An 18,375-nucleotide genomic window follows, 5' to 3' on the forward strand; every position below is an offset into this window, starting at 1 on the left:
TAAAGCATAGAAAAATCTTCCATCCCGGAAGATTTTTTATTTCAGCGCATTGGTTTCTTTAATATATTTGGGTACTTACCAATAACCAATGAACCAAATCCAGAAACACTTTGATGAAGTGCGCGACCTGTTGCGCTTTGGAGACCATGCAGTAGCCTTAAAACGGATTATTGATTTTACGCTCGATACAGAAGACATCTCCTTTTACCGTAAGGCTAATGACTTACTTAACCGGCTCGATGCCAGCCCTTCGCCCGAAGAAGCCAAAGCATGGCTGGACAGCCTGCTTGATGATTTATATGTTACACTTTCCACACGTACTATAAAACCGAGGGAAAAAATACTTGAAGTTAAAAATGTCAAGAAAGAATACTACCCGTCGGCATTTGCCCTTGGCCCGGTAAACCTCGAGTTGTATGAAGGTGACATTATAGGCCTTGTAGGCGAAAACGGCAACGGAAAAACCACGCTGCTGCGCCTGCTGTGCGGTGAACTTTATGCCACAAGCGGAAACATCAACTACAACTTTAAGTATCAGGATTTATATGACCTACGTACCAGGTTGGTATATATACCACAGCGTACAGATACCTGGCGCGGCCCTATGTATGAAAACCTTGTGTTTACAGCTGCATCATACGGGTATAAGCCCGAAGAAAACCATTTGGTTGTTGAGCTGATTATTGCACGGCTTGGGCTCAGAAAATTCCGTCAGCACAGCTGGAAGAGCCTGTCATCGGGCTACAAAATGCGCTTTGAACTGGCGCGTATGCTGCTCCGCAAACCCAAAATACTGCTTATAGACGAGCCTCTCGCCAACCTTGATATCCTGGCGCAGCAAACGGTGCTGGAAGACTTCAGGGCCATTGCAAAGTCGCCATTCAGGCCTATTGGTATCGTTTTGAGTTCGCAGCAGCTGTATGAGGTAGAAAAAACCAGCGACCAGGTAATATTCCTTAAACAGGGAGTGCAGAAAAACCTACACGACACTCCAAATCAGGTTGTTGAAAATGAAAGCATTGAGCCTGCTAAACTTAAACCACTTGTAATAGAATTTGAAAGTGAATGGAGCCAAAGCCGCCTTAGCGAAGCATTGCAACCGCTTGGCCTTGAAGGGCTACAGTTTAACGGTGGCACTTACATAGCTACTTTTAAGGGCGAAACCACCCAAAATGCTTTTCTACAGGAAGTTATATCACAAAATATACCAATTGTTTACTTCCGCAATATATCAAACTCAACCCGTCGTTTCTTTGTTTCCTAAATTGTAAGCTGATGTTCAACAAGATACAAAACCATCTCCTCCTTCGCCATCCCCTGCTTTGGAATATAAAAGTAGTACCCATGCTGGCCATAACCATAGCCTTAAATATTCTGCTGTTTTTAGTGGGCTTTGCCAAAGGCGGACTCGACTTTAACCAGAGCAGGTACGGCTATAATTTTGATAATGATTCTCCCGTCATTATATTTTTTAGTGTATTGCTAAGTGTTATTGTGCTGATTTTATGGTTGGTATATTATTTCAGGAACAATGCATTCAAGTCTTTTTACCCTAAAAATAATAATGCATTATATAAAGAATGGCTTATAATACTGGTTATCTGTGTATTAAATTGCTTTTATACAGCCAGTTATATGTGGGGGCTTGATGTACGCAAAACTGCGTATTTAAGTGATAAAGAATTACAGCACAGGCTTGATGTAATAAGTATGGTATCACTATTTACAGATGATGCCACGCTCTATGATGATTATGTAGATGAAAATGATACAAATGTTGTTGTAGAGAACGCTATACCTCAAGACAAGTCGCAACCTGCATCATTGCTTCAAAAGAACATTGATGGTTTTGGCAGTTATCGATATGGCATTATGATGCGTCAACGTAATGTATCTTATAAAAACAGAGATTCTGTTAATAACCAAAGGATTAAATCATGGCTTATAAATGGCCGGCGCGACTCTGTGGTAAAGCTTCTTAATGAATTTATTAAAATTGGCCTTGACCACAACCTAAAAAGTAATATATCCGGCGAAGAATGGACAAACTATGTGTACAATCCGCCTACTTTCAAGAAGTATAAATATATACGTTTCAGGCAGCCGCCGTTACCATCTGAAAATTATGCTGTTGGCGTAAGCACCAGTTATAACCAGTATATTGAAACTGACCTAAAACATCATGTACCATATGGTGAGTTGAGGTATAATTATGAAAAAATGTATGAGGCTAAGTATACACCGTTTATTGATTATAAGAGCGTTATACTATACCTCATGGCCGGTTTTAGCTTCTCGTTGCTTATCTTTTCATTCAGGGTAACATCAGGGCGAAGCTGGCTAATTGCCTTAGTATCAATATTTGTGGGATTAATGTTGGTAGGGTTGTTTGCGATAATGTTTAGTTCAGGCACTTCTTATGCTGTTATGTGGCTTATGATTACTGCCGGGGCAGCCGTCTATTATTTTTCAGTAACAACGGGTAAAGAAGGCAAAGGCATATCAGATATCATGCTGAACTGTTGTATATGGCTCTTTACCAGTGTAGTACCATTAATATCAATGATTATTGTTACTAACAGCAATCAATACTATGAATTGCCTGCCGAGAAAAGACCCTACACTTTTGCACACTGGCTGGATGACCACATTCCCGAAATGTTTTATGTAAACCTCTTATTTATAATAGTTTATATGTACTTTCTAACCATCTCAATTAAAAAGTGGAGGGGTGTGGCAGAGGCATAACTACAACTTAGGCAGTGTTTTAATGTAGAGCTGTTCTACCTGCTTCCGGGCCCACTCGGTCTTGCGCAAAAACGTAAGGCTCGACTTTACCGATGGGTCTTTTTTAAAGCAGTTTATGTTAATCAGCTCAGCCAGAGTATCAAAGCCATAAAAAGCCACCAGGTCTTCCACTATCTTTTTTAGGGTAATGCCGTGTAGCGGGTTGTTTGCATGTTCATTTTCCATAGTGCAAAAATAGCCAAATTTGCTGTATGCCAATAGTTAACATTGCCACAAGCCCTTATTTGTAAAGGGTTTCTTAACCATATTGCATCATCAATATATTGTCATTACATTTGCAGTCCTTATGCAAAAAACAGTTAACATATTAAACAGGCGCGCCCGCTTTGACTATGAAGTTCTTGAGCGCTACAACGCAGGTATAGTACTGGCAGGCAGCGAGATAAAGTCTATCCGCCTGGGCAAGGCATCTATAGCCGAGAGCTTTTGCGAGTTCCAGAACCACGAGCTTTTTGCCATTAATACCAACATTGAGGAATATGCCTATAGCCGCAGCTTTAGCCATGCCCCAAAAAGCGAACGCAAGCTCCTGCTGAACCGCCGCGAACTGAAAAGCCTCGAAAAGAGCGTTCAAAATCAAGGGCTTACCATAGTACCACTGCGGTTATTTACCAATGAAAAAGGCCTTGCCAAGCTTGAAATTGGCCTTTGCCGCGGTAAAAAGAATTATGACAAGCGCGAAACCATGAAAGAGCGCGACACAAAACGCGACCTCGACCGCATTAAAAAAGAGTACAAATAATCACTCCGTCAAAAGTCGAAAATCATAAAGCCGAAGGTCAAAAAGTGCTTAATATTTCACTTTTGGAGTTCGTTTTTACGGTGTGAAATACAATAACAGCAAAAGTGCTTTTATAAGCCAAAAACTAAACTTAATTTTCAGGTATAGTTTTTGGCTTTTATTTTTGTAAAAACGTTGTTTAAAAATTTCTTCATGAAAAAATGGCTCCCTGTACTTTTTTGCCTCATCGCTTTGCATTGCATTTCCCAAACCCGCCATGCGCCAAAACTACCCGTTGTAGATTATGTTACCGTTAACCTAAACCAGCCTGCACAGGCAAAATCATTATCCGGTTTTTTAGGGGGGCTCCAAAACCCGAAGTATCCCAACCGCGAAGATGTCAGAAAATTGCAGCCCAAGCTTATGCGCACCTCATTTACTGAGCGTTATGACGAATCATACAAGCTTGCCGGCAGGGTGCATTTAATAGTATCTGACCTTTGGAAACAAAAGGACAATGACAATAGTGGGCAAATAGATATGTACAACCCCAGGCCCTACCTGGACCCTACTTATACCGACTACCTGGCAAAAATGTTTGATTGGGGATACAATAATGGTAACATACGGCCGGGCATAGTGTGGGAATGCTGGAACGAGCCCGAAAACGAATACTCTAAATGGCAGCTCTCTGATTTTTTTGAAACGTATAAAGTTACCTACCAGGCGCTTCTTGATTCTAAAATAGGCAGCACGGCGCAAATAGCAGGGCCAAGCTTTGCCTGGTTTTCTGAAGAAAAAATGACCGCCTTTTTTGACTATTGCCTTGAAAACAACCTTGAGGTTAATGTTATTACCTGGCATGAAATATGGTATCCGGCAGAATCTAAGCCCCTTAGCAAATTGCAGGACCACGTGGCTTTTGTTAGGGAGCACTTTATGGAAAACCCCAAATATGCATCGCTCAATATGCAGTCTATAGAAATTAATGAAATTATATGGCCGGCCGATAAAAACCGCCCATCGGAAATTGCCGGTTATTTACAGAATTTAGAAGATGCCGGGGTAGATTATGCCTGCAAAACCTGTTTTTACCACACTACAAATACCGATGAGCAGGGAAATATGGCAGATGGCATTGGCGTACCCCCGTGCGAACTCGGCTCCTGTGATGATGCCTCTTTTAACGACCTTTTTACCATAGGATATGACAGCGAGCATTATGTAAACCTAAGTAATGAATGCAACCCGCTGCCCGGCAACGAAAACAAACCAAAGTCGGCATGGTGGGTATACAGGCTTTATGCCGATGGTGTTCCCTTCAGGGTAAAAAGCAGCAATACAGAACCCGCAAGCCATGTTATAGCCAGCAGCAAAATACAGCCTTACCCGGATACCGTTGCTACAAATACCGCACAGGTGCTGGTAGGCTACAGCAACCAGTGGCCGTTAGACTATGCACCGGTAACGGGCACCTACAGTGTGCGCATAAACAACCTGGCCACACTAAACCCGCAAGCTACAGAATTTACCGTAAAAATATGTGAGATACCCTTTAATGGGGCCAATTCATACAACAAGGCCGAAGACAACACCCCCCTTTTACAACCGGTTTTGGTTTCTACGGCATACTACCTGGCCGATAGCAAAAACGGTATTACCGTAAACTTTACGGCCACTACCGATGCCTTATACCAAATAACTATATCGGCTGTTGAGTGAAAATTGATTTGATGAGCCTGTAATTAATTCTTATTCTCCAGCAGCGGCACAAACCTGAACTCGCCCAGCTCATGCTTTTCAAACTGGGTTTCTGTTTTGCGGATAAGCAGGTTCATAATCTGCACCTCGCCATCGCCACCTACGGGTATTACCAGCCTGCCCCCTATTTTTAGCTGTGCCATAAGCGGCTTGGGTATAAGCGGCGCACCGGCCGTAACAATAATACTGTCAAACGGGGCAAAATTGGGCAGGCCCTTGTAACCATCGCCAAAGGTAAGGTGCTTGGGGCGTATGCCCAGCTTGGGCAGCAGCACGCTGGTTGATTTAAACAGCTCACTTTGGCGTTCAATGCTGTACACCTTGGCGCCCATAGCAAACAGCACAGCCGTCTGGTAGCCGCTACCGGTACCTATTTCCAGCACTTTGTGGTCTTTTTGTACTTCAAGCAGCTGGCTTTGGTAGGCCACGGTATAAGGCTGGCTTATGGTTTGCCCCGCCCCAATGGGGAACGCCTTATCCTGGTAGGCATAATCTTCAAAGCTTGAGTTTAAAAACAGGTGCCTGGGCACTTTTTTAATAGCCTCCAGCACATTTTTATCGGTAATGCCTTTTTGTTGCAAAACGCTTACCAATTGATTACGAAGTCCCTGATGTTTGGCGGTGTCTTTCAAAATTCGTGCTGTTGATTTTCGGTAAAAATAACAAACAAACCCCATACAATGCAAGTCTGCCGTAAGTGTTAAGGCGTAAAAAATGCTGTATGTTTTAGGCTCAGGGGTTTGCAATTGGTAAGTAAATAATGCTATTTTTGTTATAAAATTTAGAACCTTATGCTAAAAGTTGGCGTTCTTGGCGCGGGGCACTTAGGTAAAATACACCTGCGCCTGCTCAACCAGTCTGATAAATACGAACTTGTGGGATTTTTTGACCCAAACAGCGACAATGCCGCAAAGGTGGCTGCCGAATTTGGTTACCGCAGGTTTGATACCATAACTGAACTTATTGCTGCCGTAGATGTGGTAGATATTGTTACCCCCACCCTTTCGCACTTTGATTGCGCCAAGGAGGCTATTGCAGCCGGCAGGCACATTTTTATAGAAAAGCCCATATCTAACACTGTAGAAGAGGCCGAAGAAATTATAGCCCTTGCCGAAAAGCATGGCGTTAAGGGCCAGGTAGGCCACGTAGAGCGCTTTAACCCGGCGTTTAGCGCCACTAAGGCCAATATAAACAACCCTATGTTTATAGAAACCCACCGCCTGGCAGAGTTTAACCCGCGCGGGACCGATGTACCCGTGGTGCTCGACCTTATGATTCATGATATTGATGTAATACTGAGTGTGGTTAAAAGCCCCGTTAAGCAAATTAATGCCAGCGGCGTGAGCGTAATAAGCGATACGCCCGATATTGCCAATGCCCGTATTGAGTTTGAAAACGGTTGTGTGGCAAACCTTACCGCAAGCCGCATATCGCTTAAAAATATGCGCAAAAGCCGTTTCTTCCAGAAAGATGCTTATATATCGGTAGACTTTTTAGACAAGGTGTGCGAAGTGGTTAAAATGAAGGATGCCCCCGAGGTGCCAGGCGATTTTGACATGGTGCTGCAAAATGCAGAGGGCGTTAAAAAGCAGATATACTTTGAAAACCCCGATGTGGCAGCAAACAACGCCATTTTAGACGAGCTTGAAACCTTTGCCGATGCCATAAACAACAACACCCAGCCCGTGGTAACATTACAAGATGCTACCGAGGCGCTTAGGGTAGCCTATCAGATTATTGCGTGTTTTAAAAGCTAAAATATGGCTATTTGTCATTCCGACCGGAGCGCAGCGGAGTGGAGAAATCTCCAAAATGACAAGAGATTCTTCGACTCCGCTACGCTGCGCTCAGAATGAGACCCAAGCTTGCTAAATTATCGGTTCAGGTACGACTTCGTAAACTCCGAATTAAAGAAATCACCTTCGTTATCGGTATGGTCAGTGCTAAGGCTTACGGCCATCCACTGCTGTTTTTCCTTTTCCCTCAGTTCTTCCATATTGGCCAGCATCCTTATGGCTTCGCTGCCCAAAATTAAATGTACGGGAGGCTCAGCATGATTGGCCAAATCTACCATAGCTTTTGCAGCCTTATCAGGGTCGCCCACAGGCACAAAACTGCCTCCCTTAAAAAAGTCGGCCCTGCTGTTTACCAGGTCATACCCTTCAATGCGTGGGGCGTAGGTCATGCTGTCTCCGGCCCAGTCTGTCCTGAAACCGCCCGGTTCAACACTGGTAACAAAAATGCCCAGTTCTTTAACCTCCTGCGCCAGCGATTCGCTAAAACCGCTTACGCCAAATTTTGCCGCCTGGTAAATGCTTACCCCGGCGGTACCCATCCTGCCCCCTATTGAGCTTACCTGCATTATCCTGCCGCTGCGTTGTTTGCGCATATAAGGCAGTACGGCTCGGGTAACCTCAATAACGGCATACAGGTTGGTTTCCAGCTGGCTACGCACCTGCTCATCGGTAAAAGCTTCTGTAGCGCCGGTTATACCAAAGCCCGCATTGTTTACCAATACATCTATTTTTCCAAAGTGTGCCACAGCCTCAGCCACTGCATCATACACGCGGCTGTAATCGGTCACATCTAATTGTACGGGTAATAACTGCTCGCCATATTTTGCTACAAGGCCATCCAACTGGCTAATGTTGCGTGCCGTAGCGGCTACCTTATCACCCGATGCCAATACGGCCTCGGTTAAACTGCGGCCAAGGCCACGTGAGCTTCCTGTAATAAACCAAACTTTTTCCATGATTTTTAGTTTTAATTATACAGACAAAGTTCGGCCTATTAAAGGCTTAGAGGTTTGTTGTATGGCTCAACCTTAGTTTGTTAAAAAGGTCATTACTTGTCAATCTTTTTCAGGATGTCGTTCATCATGTCAATCTGTACCTGCTGAATTTCAAGCAGGCTTTGTTCCTGGTGCAGTATAAGATGGTCAATCTTTTCGTGTAGCAGCCTGATTTCGAGTTCGCTTTTAAGATTAACCATGTAGTCGTTCTGCGCCTTTTCACGGTCTTTTTCGCCCTGGCGGTTTTGGCTCATCATAATCACGGGTGCCTGTAGTGCCGCCACACAGCTCAGTATGAGGTTTAGTAATATAAACGGATACGGGTCAAACCCCTTATTTGCCAGAAAGAAAGCGTTAATACCTATCCATGCCAGTAAAAAGAATATAAACGAGAGTATAAACGTCCAACTACCACCAAAAGCTGCAACCTTATCGGCCACACGCTGCCCCAGAGTAAGGTTAGGGTCTTCATCGTCAGGATTATCGCTTACAAGCGATTTATCCTTAAGCGATTGTACTACCTTTTTCTCCATATCGTCAAGCTCGCCCAGTTCCTGTTGCAAAAAATCAGTAATATATTTTTCGCGATAAAAATTCAACTCACTCATAGACAAGCTACAAGAATCGTTAAACTGTGGTGCATCTTTCTTTATCAGGTCAATAATAGGCTTACGCACAAACTCTGCCGATACCTTTTCTTTTTCAGGAAAATCCTTACCTGATAGGTCGCTCTTAAAATTCTTCATATACTAAAACCAGTCTTTCTTTTTAAAATAAATAACCATAGCCAATGATATTGCCCCCATAATGCCCCACACCACATAATAGCCGTTAACACTTTTCAGTTCGGGCATGTGTTCAAAGTTCATACCATACACACCCACGATAAAGGTAAGGGGCAGGAATATGGCTGAGAAAATAGTAAGGGTTTTCATAATCTGGTTCATGCGCTGGCTTTGCGCCGAAAAATGGAAGTTGCTGGCACTGTCCAGCGAAGCCAGGTCATACTCCAACTGGTCCAGCAGTTCCAGGCATTTTTGGTGCAGCCGTGCAAAAAAGCTGTGCGATGTTTTGCGTATGGTTTCATATTCGTCTTCATCACGCGCACTTTTAAGGCTAAAAAGGGCATCACGCAGCGGCATAATGGCCCGTTTTAGGAACACCAGATTATCTTTGGTCTTCTCTATACCGGCAATTACATCAAGCTTAGGATTTATCTTGCTTTGGCTTATCAGGTTTTCTATACGCTCTTCATAGCTTTCTACCGTAATAAAATAGTTTTCCATAATGGCATCGAGCATCATGTATAGCAGGTAGTCGTTCTTTTTTTTACGCACAATACCGCCGCCGGTGCGAATGCGCTCGCGGATGTGGCTAAAGTAATCGCTGCGTTTTTCCTGGAACGAAACTATAGTATCACCCTTTAACAAGAAGCTTACCTGCTCCGTTTTAACCGCACTGAAATCATCCTGAGGCAGTACTGATTTAATGCTGAAAAACAATACATCGCCCAGTTCTTCAATGCGTGTGCGGCGTGATGTGTTGAGTATATCACCCACAATAAAAGGCTCAACCTGCAATAATTCGGCTATACTTTTAATTAAGGTAACATCATGCAATCCGTGAACATTCAGCCATTTAACATCTCCTTCCTGAAGTTCATCTGTACATTCTTTTATTACCCGTTCAAATGATACGTTTTTGTATTCTTCATAACCCTCTTCATCAAAAACAAACATTTGCATTTTTACAGGTTCAGCGGTATACTCGCCGGTGTATTGGTAATCATAGGGCTTCACGTTGCGCACGTGCTGGTATTTAATCCTTTTCACTAAAAACCGTTTTTTGTGTACCTTAAATATAGGAGTTTTTTAAAATGGATGCTATTTTTACCAAAAGTTTAATTATGGCTATCCTTATTACCAATATAAAAGAATTACTGCAAATTCGCGAAGCTGGCGTAACCAAACTCAGCGGTGCCGAAATGGCTGAACTGCCATCACTTAAAAATGCCTGGCTGCTTATTGAAGATGATTTAATAACCGGTTTTGGCAGAATGGAAACCTGCCCTGAGTATGCTGATGCAGAAATAATAGACGCTACCGGAAAGACCGTACTACCCACCTGGTGCGACAGCCACACCCATTTAGTATATGCCGGCAATCGTGAACAGGAGTTTGTAGACCGTATAAATGGCCTGAGCTATGAGGAAATAGCAAACCGTGGCGGCGGTATTTTAAATTCGGCTAAAAGGCTTAATGAAGCTACCGAAGACGAATTGTTTGAGCAAAGCCGCACCCGCCTTGAAGAAGTAATGCAACTGGGCACCGGGGCTATCGAAATTAAATCAGGTTACGGGCTTACTGTTGAAGGAGAGCTTAAAATGCTGCGCGTTATAAAACGCCTGCGCGAAGCATATCCGGTTGCTATAAAAGCTACATTTCTTGGCGCACATGCTTTTCCTACCGAATTTAAAGAAAACCATTCCGGTTATATAGACCTGATTGTAAACGAAATGCTTCCGGCAATAGGCAAAGAAAACCTGGCCGATTATATTGATGCCTTTTTGGAAACCGGGTATTTTTCTGTTGAAGAAACCGAACGTATTATGGAAGCAGGTAAAAAATATGGCCTGCGTGCCAAGATACACGTTAACCAGTTTACTGCTATAAATGGCATTGCTGCCTGCGTAAAACATAACGCTCTGAGTGTTGACCATCTTGAAGTGGTAAACGATGAAGATATTGAGGCCCTTAAAAGTACCGAGACCATGCCGGTAGCGCTGCCTACCTGTTCGTTTTTCATTAGTATACCCTACACCCCTGCACGCCGCATGCTTAATGCGGGGCTGCCTTTAGCACTGGCAACCGATTTTAACCCCGGCACTACGCCCAGCGGCAACATGAACCTTGTGGTAGCCACGGCCTGTATTAAAATGAAAATGACGCCCGAAGAAGCTATTAACGCTGCAACACTAAACGGCGCTTATGCCATGGGGCTTAGCAAAACCCACGGCAGTATTACGATAGGCAAACAAGCCAGCGTTATTATTACCAAACCCATAAATTCGTTTTATGAGCTGCCGTATTCCTTTGGTTCTAATTTAATTGACAGTGTAATTATAGCAGGAAAATTGCTGTAAACATTTGATTTTAAAAATAAATACAAATCCATTTTAAAATAAAAAGAGCCGCTGTTTAGCGGCTCTTCGAGTATACTTAGGTTTATTATTATTTAAGTGTAAATGTTGTGCTGGCAACGTTAGTACCTTTGTCAAATACATTTACATGATACAGGCCTTTTTCAAAATCCTTACCTGATATCTTTTCTTTAACCTCTAATGTTTTATTTTCATAAATAGCATTGGTTATAAAGCTGTATGTAAGGTTGTACTCACCAAAAATCTCGGTGCCTTTATCGCCTATTACATTGTTTTTAGGGTCAATTACCTGAATGTAGTAGGTTTTGTTTCCACTGGCTGCAACTTCGTTAGCTACAATAGTAAATGCAATTTCAATAACATCTACCCTTCTCGCTTTTTCAGTTTCTACCAGTTTACCAGAACTTCTTTGCTTGTAGGCATTAGTCTTAACATTAAGTATCTGCAGTTTTTCTGCTTTTGTAACTTTTTCACTAAGAACATTATTTTGCCCCACTACACTGTCATTATAAGCTCTGCTGCTGGTTAGCTCGTTGCCCAGGCTGTCGCGTTGTACAGTCAGGTTTGCATTTTCACCTTTAAGTCTGTCGTTTTCGGCTATCAGGCCATCCATTTCACGCTTTAGGCGCACATAGTCATTTTTGTACTTTTTAAGTGTAGCAACGTCTCCTTCAGATTTTTTAACTTTGTTAAGCAGGTCTTCAATCTTTGCACGCTCGGCAATAAGCTCTTCCTTCAGCCCTGAATTATCGGCAATAGCCAGGTCATAGTCCGCTTTGGCCTTTTCCAGGTCTTTTATTAATTGATCTTTCTCTGATAGTAAGGTGGTTTCTGTTTTTTCGCTGTCAGTACTCATCTTGTACATCCAGGCAAGGCTACCTACTAATAAAATAGACAGGATAATGATTACAGCCTTTAAGCTCGAATTACTTTTTTGGTTCTCCATACTTGTAATATTTTTTTGTCAAATTTATGCGTTTTTTGATACTCGTATTTATTTTTAACGTAAAATTAAAAGAATATGCTATTTTTGGCTGCAACTTTATTACATGGAAAATATTATAAGGTTTACTGAAAATGAGCTCACTAAATACACTTTACTGCGCAGTGGCGAGGTAAAATTTGGCGAGCGTATGGAAATTATTCCTAAAACAGCCGATATTATCCCTTTTTTAAGGGCTTCTGAGGCTGAATTTGTGCTTATTGGCATACCGGAAGATATTGGCATACGTGCCAATTTTGGGCGTCCCGGCGCGGCAAAAGTTTGGGAAAGTACGCTTAAAAGCCTTGCAAACCTGCACCACAATAAATACAACAAAGCGGGCAGGATACTGGTATTAGGGCATATTGATGTGGCCGATAAAATGGCCGCAGCCGAAAACCTTAACCCAAAAGATAAGGAGCAGCGCAAGGAGCTTATGTCCCTTGTTGAAAAAATAGACAAAGACGTATCTCACGTGGTGTGCCAGGTTGTAAAAGCCGGTAAATACCCAATTATTGTGGGAGGTGGGCAAAACAATGCTTACGGCAATATAAAAGGGCTGGCACTGGCTAAAGGAAAGGCTGTAAATGCCATTAATTTTGACAGCAGCACTGATTTTAAGATTATGGAAGGCCGCCACAGCAGCAATGGCTTTAGCTATGCTTTTGAAGACGGTTTCCTTAAAAATTATTTTGTATTTGGCCTGCACGAAAACTACACCAGTAAGGGAGTTTTAGAAAATATTAAAAAGCATACCGAAAGGGTTCAGTTTAACACTTATGAGCAAATTGCTATAAGAAAAGAAAAACATTTTAGCGAAGAAATGGCACTTGCACAGGGATTTATAGCCAACAACTCTTTTGGTATTGAACTTGACCTTAGTGCTTTACAGGATGTTATTGCAACAAAAGGTACACCTACAGGTTTTAGTGTAGAAAAAGCACGCCAGTTTGTACACTACTTTGGCAAACTGCAAAATGCGGCCTACCTGCACATTTGTGAGGGAAATATAGACCCGCAGCATGATACCACAGGCAAGCTTATTACCTACCTTATTACTGACTTTATAAAATCTAAAGAATAAAAAAATCCCGCTTTTAAAGCGGGATTTTTGTTATGAATACATCTTCTTTCTTAGTTCCTTTATCTTCTCATCATCAAGATAATCATCAAAGGTCATGTAGCGGTCAATAACACCATTTGGAGTAATTTCAATCACACGGTTTGCCACGGTTTGGGCAAACTCGTGGTCATGTGTTGTAAACAGCACAGAACCTTTAAAGTTTTTAAGCGAGTTGTTAAATGCAGTAATACTCTCAAGATCAAGGTGGTTGGTAGGCTCATCAAGCATTAGCACGTTAGCGCGAAGCATCATCATTCGGCTAAGCATACAGCGCACTTTCTCACCTCCCGATAGTACCCTGCCGGTTTTTAGGGCCTCTTCACCACTAAAAATCATCTTACCAAGGAAACCGCGTACATAAACCTCGTCGCGTTCTTCCTCAGTTTTAGCCCATTGGCGCAACCAGTCAACAAGTGTCAGGTCATTTTCAAAAAACGAGTGGTTATCTGCCGGAAGGTAGCTTTGTGTAGTAGTAATACCCCATTCAAATGTACCTGTATCAGCCGTTTGGTTACCGTTTAATATTTCATAAAAGGCAGTAGTAGCGCGGCTGTCTTTACTAAACAGCACAATTTTATCGCCTTTAGCCATGTTAAGGTCTACATTCTTAAACAGCAGTTCACCTTCGGTACTGGCGCTAAGGTCCTTAACATTAAGAATCTGGTCGCCAGCCTCACGGTCCTGATCAAATATAATGGCCGGATACCTGCGGCTTGACGGCTTAATATCGTCGACCTTAAGTTTTTCAAGCATTTTTTTACGGCTGGTAGCCTGCTTACTCTTGGCCACGTTAGCGCTAAAACGCATAATAAACTCCTGTAGTTCTTTCTTTTTCTCCTCTGCCTTCTTGTTTTGCTGGGCGCGTTGCCTTGCTGCAAGCTGGCTCGATTCATACCAGAATGTATAGTTACCAGAGTATTGGTTCATTTTACCGAAGTCAATATCAGATATATGTGTACATACCGCATCAAGGAAGTGACGGTCGTGGCTTACTACAATTACCGTATTATCGTAGTTGGCAAGGAAATTTTCAAGCCATGAAATGGTTTCAAAGTCAAGGTCGTTGGTAGGTTCGTCCATTATCAGCACGTCCGGGTTGCCAAAAAGCGCCTGGGCCAATAGCACACGCACCTTAAGCTTACCATCCATATCGCCCATTGGGGTGTAGTGATATTCTGCCCCTATACCCAGGTTGCTAAGCATTGTAGCGGCATCGCTGTCGGCATTCCAGCCGTTCATTTCTTCAAAAATTACCTGGAGTTCGCCTACCCTTTCGCCATCTTTATCGCTAAAATCAGGCTTCAGGTATATTTCATCCATCTCTTTTTTAACACTATACAGCATTTTGTTGCCCATCATTACAGTTTCAAGCACTGTAAATTCGTCAAACATATTGTGGTTCTGGTTCAGCACGCTCATGCGCTTGCCCGGCTCAAGGAAAACATGGCCCGAAGTTGGGTCCATATCTCCTGCAAGTATTTTCATGAACGTAGACTTGCCTGCCCCGTTAGCACCTATTATACCATAGCAGTTGCCCTGTGTAAACGTGGTATTTACCTCGTCAAACAATATGCGTTTGCCAAACTGTACCGATAAATTTGAAACTGTAAGCATCTAAAAAAATTTTTCGCAAAATTAGTAAATTATAGCCAGTAACCTAATTATAGACCTAATATGCTTTTAATAATTATTTTAACTGTATTTTAACAGCACACAGCAGTGAATACAAATATTTTTGCCAAAGTACAAAATCACCTAAATGCTACACCTGCACCGCACCGGCATTCTGCTGCTACTCTTATCTTTATTCGCGTCATGCGGCAAAGATGATGGCTATACTGCATACTTCAGCGGGCAGGTAACCAATCCTAAAGTACCATACGTTTTATTCAGCAGGGGCAATAAAGTACTGGACACCATACCTTTAGATAAGCAAAATCGCTTTTCAATAAAGTTTGATTCCCTTACACCAGGCATGTACAGCTTTAGGCATGAACCTGATTACCAGTACATTTACTTCGATAAAAACGACAGCCTTACTGTAACATTTAACTCAGATGATTTTGACCGCTCGGTAGTATTTAGCGGCCGTGGCGAGCGCAAAAACAACTTTATGATGGAGCTGTACACAATGAACGATGCAGACCGCCATAACGCTTACGACCTTTATGACCTTGGTTACAAGGAGTTTATGAAAGCTATAGACTCGGTTTACTCTAAGAAAAAAGCGTTTTACGAAAAGAGCAAAAAAGACATACAGTGGAGTGCTGATTTTGATTTCTATGCCAAATCCCGTACAGATTTCAGCTATTATTCCCGTAAGGAATACTACCCTTACATACACGTAAGGCGCACCGGAAATAACATAAAAGACTCGCTTCCAACCGATTACTACAACTACCGTAAGACTATAAATTTTAACGATAAGCGCCTCACCACCTTTTCGCCATTTTTGCGCTACCTTAATTCCATGCTGAGCAACATGGCTATTACCCGTAACTTTAAAAATGGTAACCTTAAGGAAGACGCCCTGGTTAATAACATCGAAAAGCTTAATATAGCCGACTCAATCTTTAAAGAACCATCCGTTAAAAATCAGATACTCAACAGCATAGCGTTTAATTATTTGCTTGAAGACCAGAATATACTCAACAACCAGAAGTTCCTGGAACGCTACATGCAGCTCTCTACTGACCGCAGTAAAGACAACGAAATCAGGAAGATGAGTATTGCTACCAAAAAACTTAAGGAAGGCCCCCGCCTGCCTGCCGTTGGCCTTGTAGACGTTAACAACAAGCCTGTAGATTTAAGCAAAGATATTGATAAACAGACCGTTATATTCTTTTGGACCAGCTGTGCACGTGCGCATTTGCAAAACGTGCACAACCATGTGGCATTGCTTAAAGAAAAGCATCCTGATGTAAAGTTTATAGCTATAAATGTTGACAAAGATGCTGAGTGGAAGCGTGTTATGGCTTCAGAGCCCTTTGTTTCAGATATCCAGCTAAGGGCTGTTGACTACCGCGAACTTAAAGATAAATGGGTTTTTAATAAGATTAACCGAACAATTATACTTAATGCCGACGGTACTATTAAAAATGCATTTACAGATATCCTCGATCCTAAATTTGGAGATGAGCTGTAAGGCCAATGTCCGAATTGTACAACTGAAAACGCTTAATATTTCACTTTTGGAGTTTGAATTTACGGTGTGAAATATCAAAACTAATTCAATTCGGTTTATCGGTTTTAATTTCTTTTAGCAATTAAAAATTGACTATTAAATTAACACAAACTTAAACCCGCACTTTTGTTTTCGTTTCTGCGCTTCTTTTCATTTGTAAAGGTTTTGAGGCGCATGAAAACACACGTAAAAGACTTACCGGATATTGAACTGCAAAAACGCATGCAGCAGGGAGACAGGCACGCTTTTGATGTACTGTTTCATCGCTACTGGAAACGCCTTTTTGCCTATGCCTACAAAATATTTAATGAGGCAGAGGTGTGCGAAGACATTGTTCAGGAACTTTTTATAAGCCTGTGGAACAACGCGCCGCAAAGCAACATCCTAAACCTGGAAGCCTACCTGCTCAGGGCGGTAAAATACCGCATAGCAAACCACATAAGGAGCCTTAAGTTTGAAAGGGCCCAGCTTGATATTATAGAAAACATTGGCGCACCCACCGCAACCGTAGACGATATTGAGTATAAGCAGCTTGAGGCAAACCTAATGGAAAAGGTACAGCAGTTCCCGCCCAAGTGCCGCGAGGTGTTTATGCTGAGCCGTTTTGAAAACTGCTCTAATGCCGAAATTGCCCAAAGGCTAAACATATCGGTCCACACGGTAGAAAAGCACATTACCCATGCGCTCAGGCTGCTTAAAAACAACATAGGCACCTGGAATATTACCTTTATTGTTATGGGCCTGTTTTTGTAGTGTTAACTAAACCTTGCTGTTGTTAACAAAACATCAATTCACCAAAAACCACTACCGGATACCTCCAAAAAATGTGACTTAGAGGTAAAAGATCACATTTTGAATAAAGACCAATTTATAGCGCTGGCAGAAAAATATGCCCGCAACGAATGCACCCCACAAGAAAAGCAACTGGCCGAACAACTGTTTGACGCCCTTGCCGAAAACAGCACCGCAAACCTGCCCCTCTCTTTTTATACCGAAAAAGAACAACAACTACTTAACCGTATACATCCGCAGCTTAAACGCCGCAAAAACAGGTTTACCCATTTATGGCGCGCCGCTGCGGTTTTGGTAATAGCTACCGGCCTGGCGGTTTACTTTTTGGCAGCCCAACAGGTAGAAATGATTACCTGCTTTGCCGGCAAGGGCCAGAAGAAAGAACTGCACCTGCCCGATGGCAGCGTTGTGGTGCTTAATGCCAACAGCAGCCTTACCTATCCTGAAAAGTTTAATGATACCCGTAATGTAACCCTTACCGGCGAAGGCTATTTTAAAATACACCGCGATACGCTTAAGCCGTTTATTGTGGCAGCTAATGATGTTAATGTGCGCGTACTGGGCACATCGTTTAATATAGATGCCTATAAAGAGACCGATACCAAGGTTAGCGTGCTTACCGGCAAGGTGCGTGTTAGCTATGCCGACGGCAAAAAAATAGACCTGGTTAAAAACGAGCAGGTGGCCTGCAACGCTGCCCACGATTTTGTTTTTACACAGTCTGACAACAATAACGGCATTGCCTGGACCCAAAATACCATAGTGCTGGAGCATAAAACCCTGCTTGAAACCGCTCAAATTCTTGAAAACTGGTATGATGCCACCATAGATTTTGAAGATAACAGCCTTAAAGGCCTTACCATTTCGGGCAAGTTTAAAGACGAAAAACTGGACAGCATTTTGGTAAGTATAGCATTTTTAAAGCAATTAACTATTACTAACCCTTCTAAAAACCACTATGTTATAAGAAAAAACAGTACTAACTAAAAACAAAAAACCCGCAACTGCTGCAACAGGCGCGGGCTATGTAAAGACTACAAATACCTATAATTT

At 42.4% G+C, this 18,375-nt stretch carries 17 protein-coding genes; 10 read left to right on the forward strand and 7 right to left on the reverse strand.

Annotated elements, in window-relative coordinates:
* The first annotated feature begins 88 nt into the window (after window positions 1–88).
* Together AM279_RS05180 and AM279_RS05185 are read left to right on the forward strand one after the other, a co-directional pair.
* Window positions 89–1,264, forward strand: a complete 1,176-nt coding sequence (locus AM279_RS05180; protein WP_054406688.1) for an ABC transporter ATP-binding protein — start codon at window positions 89–91, stop codon at window positions 1,262–1,264.
* Window positions 1,265–1,275: 11 nt separating this feature from the next.
* Window positions 1,276–2,748, forward strand: a complete 1,473-nt coding sequence (locus AM279_RS05185; protein WP_143090330.1) for a hypothetical protein — start codon at window positions 1,276–1,278, stop codon at window positions 2,746–2,748.
* Here the strand turns inward: AM279_RS05185 and AM279_RS05190 are convergent, their stop codons facing one another.
* Window positions 2,749–2,973 carry a VF530 family protein gene (locus AM279_RS05190; protein WP_054406690.1) on the reverse strand — a complete coding sequence of 75 codons (225 nt, stop codon included), beginning with the start codon at window positions 2,971–2,973 and terminating at the stop codon, window positions 2,749–2,751.
* A 121-nt stretch (window positions 2,974–3,094) separates the two neighbouring features.
* Between AM279_RS05190 and smpB the strand changes: the two genes are divergently transcribed.
* Window positions 3,095–3,550 (forward strand): SsrA-binding protein SmpB, encoded by a 456-nt coding sequence (smpB, locus tag AM279_RS05195; RefSeq protein ID WP_054406691.1) that lies wholly within the window; start codon window positions 3,095–3,097, stop codon window positions 3,548–3,550.
* Between the two features lie 192 nt (window positions 3,551–3,742).
* The gene (locus AM279_RS05200) at window positions 3,743–5,251 is read left to right on the forward strand and encodes a glycoside hydrolase family protein (RefSeq protein WP_143090331.1); all 1,509 of its coding nucleotides are present in this window, start codon (window positions 3,743–3,745) and stop codon (window positions 5,249–5,251) included.
* A 23-nt stretch (window positions 5,252–5,274) separates the two neighbouring features.
* Here the strand turns inward: AM279_RS05200 and AM279_RS05205 are convergent, their stop codons facing one another.
* Window positions 5,275–5,922: a protein-L-isoaspartate(D-aspartate) O-methyltransferase gene (locus AM279_RS05205; RefSeq protein WP_054406693.1), complete on the reverse strand. Its 648-nt coding sequence runs from the start codon at window positions 5,920–5,922 to the stop codon at window positions 5,275–5,277.
* Between the two features lie 159 nt (window positions 5,923–6,081).
* Here AM279_RS05205 and AM279_RS05210 point away from each other — a divergent pair, with 159 nt between their 5' ends.
* On the forward strand, window positions 6,082–7,047 hold the full coding sequence (locus tag AM279_RS05210) for a Gfo/Idh/MocA family protein (RefSeq protein WP_054406694.1): 966 nt from the start codon (window positions 6,082–6,084) through the stop codon (window positions 7,045–7,047).
* A 116-nt stretch (window positions 7,048–7,163) separates the two neighbouring features.
* Here the strand turns inward: AM279_RS05210 and AM279_RS05215 are convergent, their stop codons facing one another.
* The 3 genes from AM279_RS05215 to corA form a co-directional block, all read right to left on the reverse strand.
* Window positions 7,164–8,042 carry an oxidoreductase gene (locus AM279_RS05215; RefSeq protein WP_054406695.1) on the reverse strand — a complete coding sequence of 293 codons (879 nt, stop codon included), beginning with the start codon at window positions 8,040–8,042 and terminating at the stop codon, window positions 7,164–7,166.
* A 92-nt stretch (window positions 8,043–8,134) separates the two neighbouring features.
* Window positions 8,135–8,827 (reverse strand): DUF1003 domain-containing protein, encoded by a 693-nt coding sequence (locus AM279_RS05220; RefSeq protein WP_054406696.1) that lies wholly within the window; start codon window positions 8,825–8,827, stop codon window positions 8,135–8,137.
* 3 nt (window positions 8,828–8,830) lie between these two features.
* Entirely contained in the window at window positions 8,831–9,913 is a 1,083-nt protein-coding gene (corA, locus tag AM279_RS05225) for a magnesium/cobalt transporter CorA (protein ID WP_054406697.1), read from the reverse strand.
* A gap of 74 nt (window positions 9,914–9,987) precedes the next feature.
* Between corA and hutI the strand changes: the two genes are divergently transcribed.
* Complete coding sequence (gene hutI, locus AM279_RS05230) at window positions 9,988–11,223, forward strand: imidazolonepropionase (protein WP_054410147.1); 1,236 nt, start codon at window positions 9,988–9,990, stop codon at window positions 11,221–11,223.
* Window positions 11,224–11,311: 88 nt separating this feature from the next.
* Here the strand turns inward: hutI and AM279_RS05235 are convergent, their stop codons facing one another.
* Complete coding sequence (locus AM279_RS05235) at window positions 11,312–12,187, reverse strand: hypothetical protein (RefSeq protein WP_054406698.1); 876 nt, start codon at window positions 12,185–12,187, stop codon at window positions 11,312–11,314.
* A 103-nt stretch (window positions 12,188–12,290) separates the two neighbouring features.
* On the opposite strand from AM279_RS05235, the gene AM279_RS05240 reads away from it, so the two are divergent.
* Window positions 12,291–13,307 carry a formimidoylglutamase gene (locus AM279_RS05240; protein ID WP_054406699.1) on the forward strand — a complete coding sequence of 339 codons (1,017 nt, stop codon included), beginning with the start codon at window positions 12,291–12,293 and terminating at the stop codon, window positions 13,305–13,307.
* A 30-nt stretch (window positions 13,308–13,337) separates the two neighbouring features.
* Here the strand turns inward: AM279_RS05240 and AM279_RS05245 are convergent, their stop codons facing one another.
* Window positions 13,338–14,960 carry an ABC-F family ATP-binding cassette domain-containing protein gene (locus AM279_RS05245; RefSeq protein ID WP_054406700.1) on the reverse strand — a complete coding sequence of 541 codons (1,623 nt, stop codon included), beginning with the start codon at window positions 14,958–14,960 and terminating at the stop codon, window positions 13,338–13,340.
* 145 nt (window positions 14,961–15,105) lie between these two features.
* On the opposite strand from AM279_RS05245, the gene AM279_RS05250 reads away from it, so the two are divergent.
* The 3 genes from AM279_RS05250 (at window position 15,106) to AM279_RS05260 (ending at window position 18,309) form a co-directional block, all read left to right on the forward strand.
* On the forward strand, window positions 15,106–16,491 hold the full coding sequence (locus AM279_RS05250) for a TlpA family protein disulfide reductase (protein ID WP_054406701.1): 1,386 nt from the start codon (window positions 15,106–15,108) through the stop codon (window positions 16,489–16,491).
* Between the two features lie 213 nt (window positions 16,492–16,704).
* A complete protein-coding gene (locus AM279_RS05255) occupies window positions 16,705–17,283 on the forward strand; it encodes an RNA polymerase sigma-70 factor (RefSeq protein WP_054406702.1) in 579 nt (192 codons plus the stop codon).
* Between the two features lie 99 nt (window positions 17,284–17,382).
* The gene (locus tag AM279_RS05260) at window positions 17,383–18,309 is read left to right on the forward strand and encodes a FecR family protein (protein WP_054406703.1); all 927 of its coding nucleotides are present in this window, start codon (window positions 17,383–17,385) and stop codon (window positions 18,307–18,309) included.
* Window positions 18,310–18,375: the final 66 nt, after the last annotated feature.

The organism is Flavobacterium akiainvivens (assembly GCF_001278115.1).
Taxonomy (GTDB): Bacteria; Bacteroidota; Bacteroidia; order Flavobacteriales; family Flavobacteriaceae; genus Flavobacterium; species Flavobacterium akiainvivens.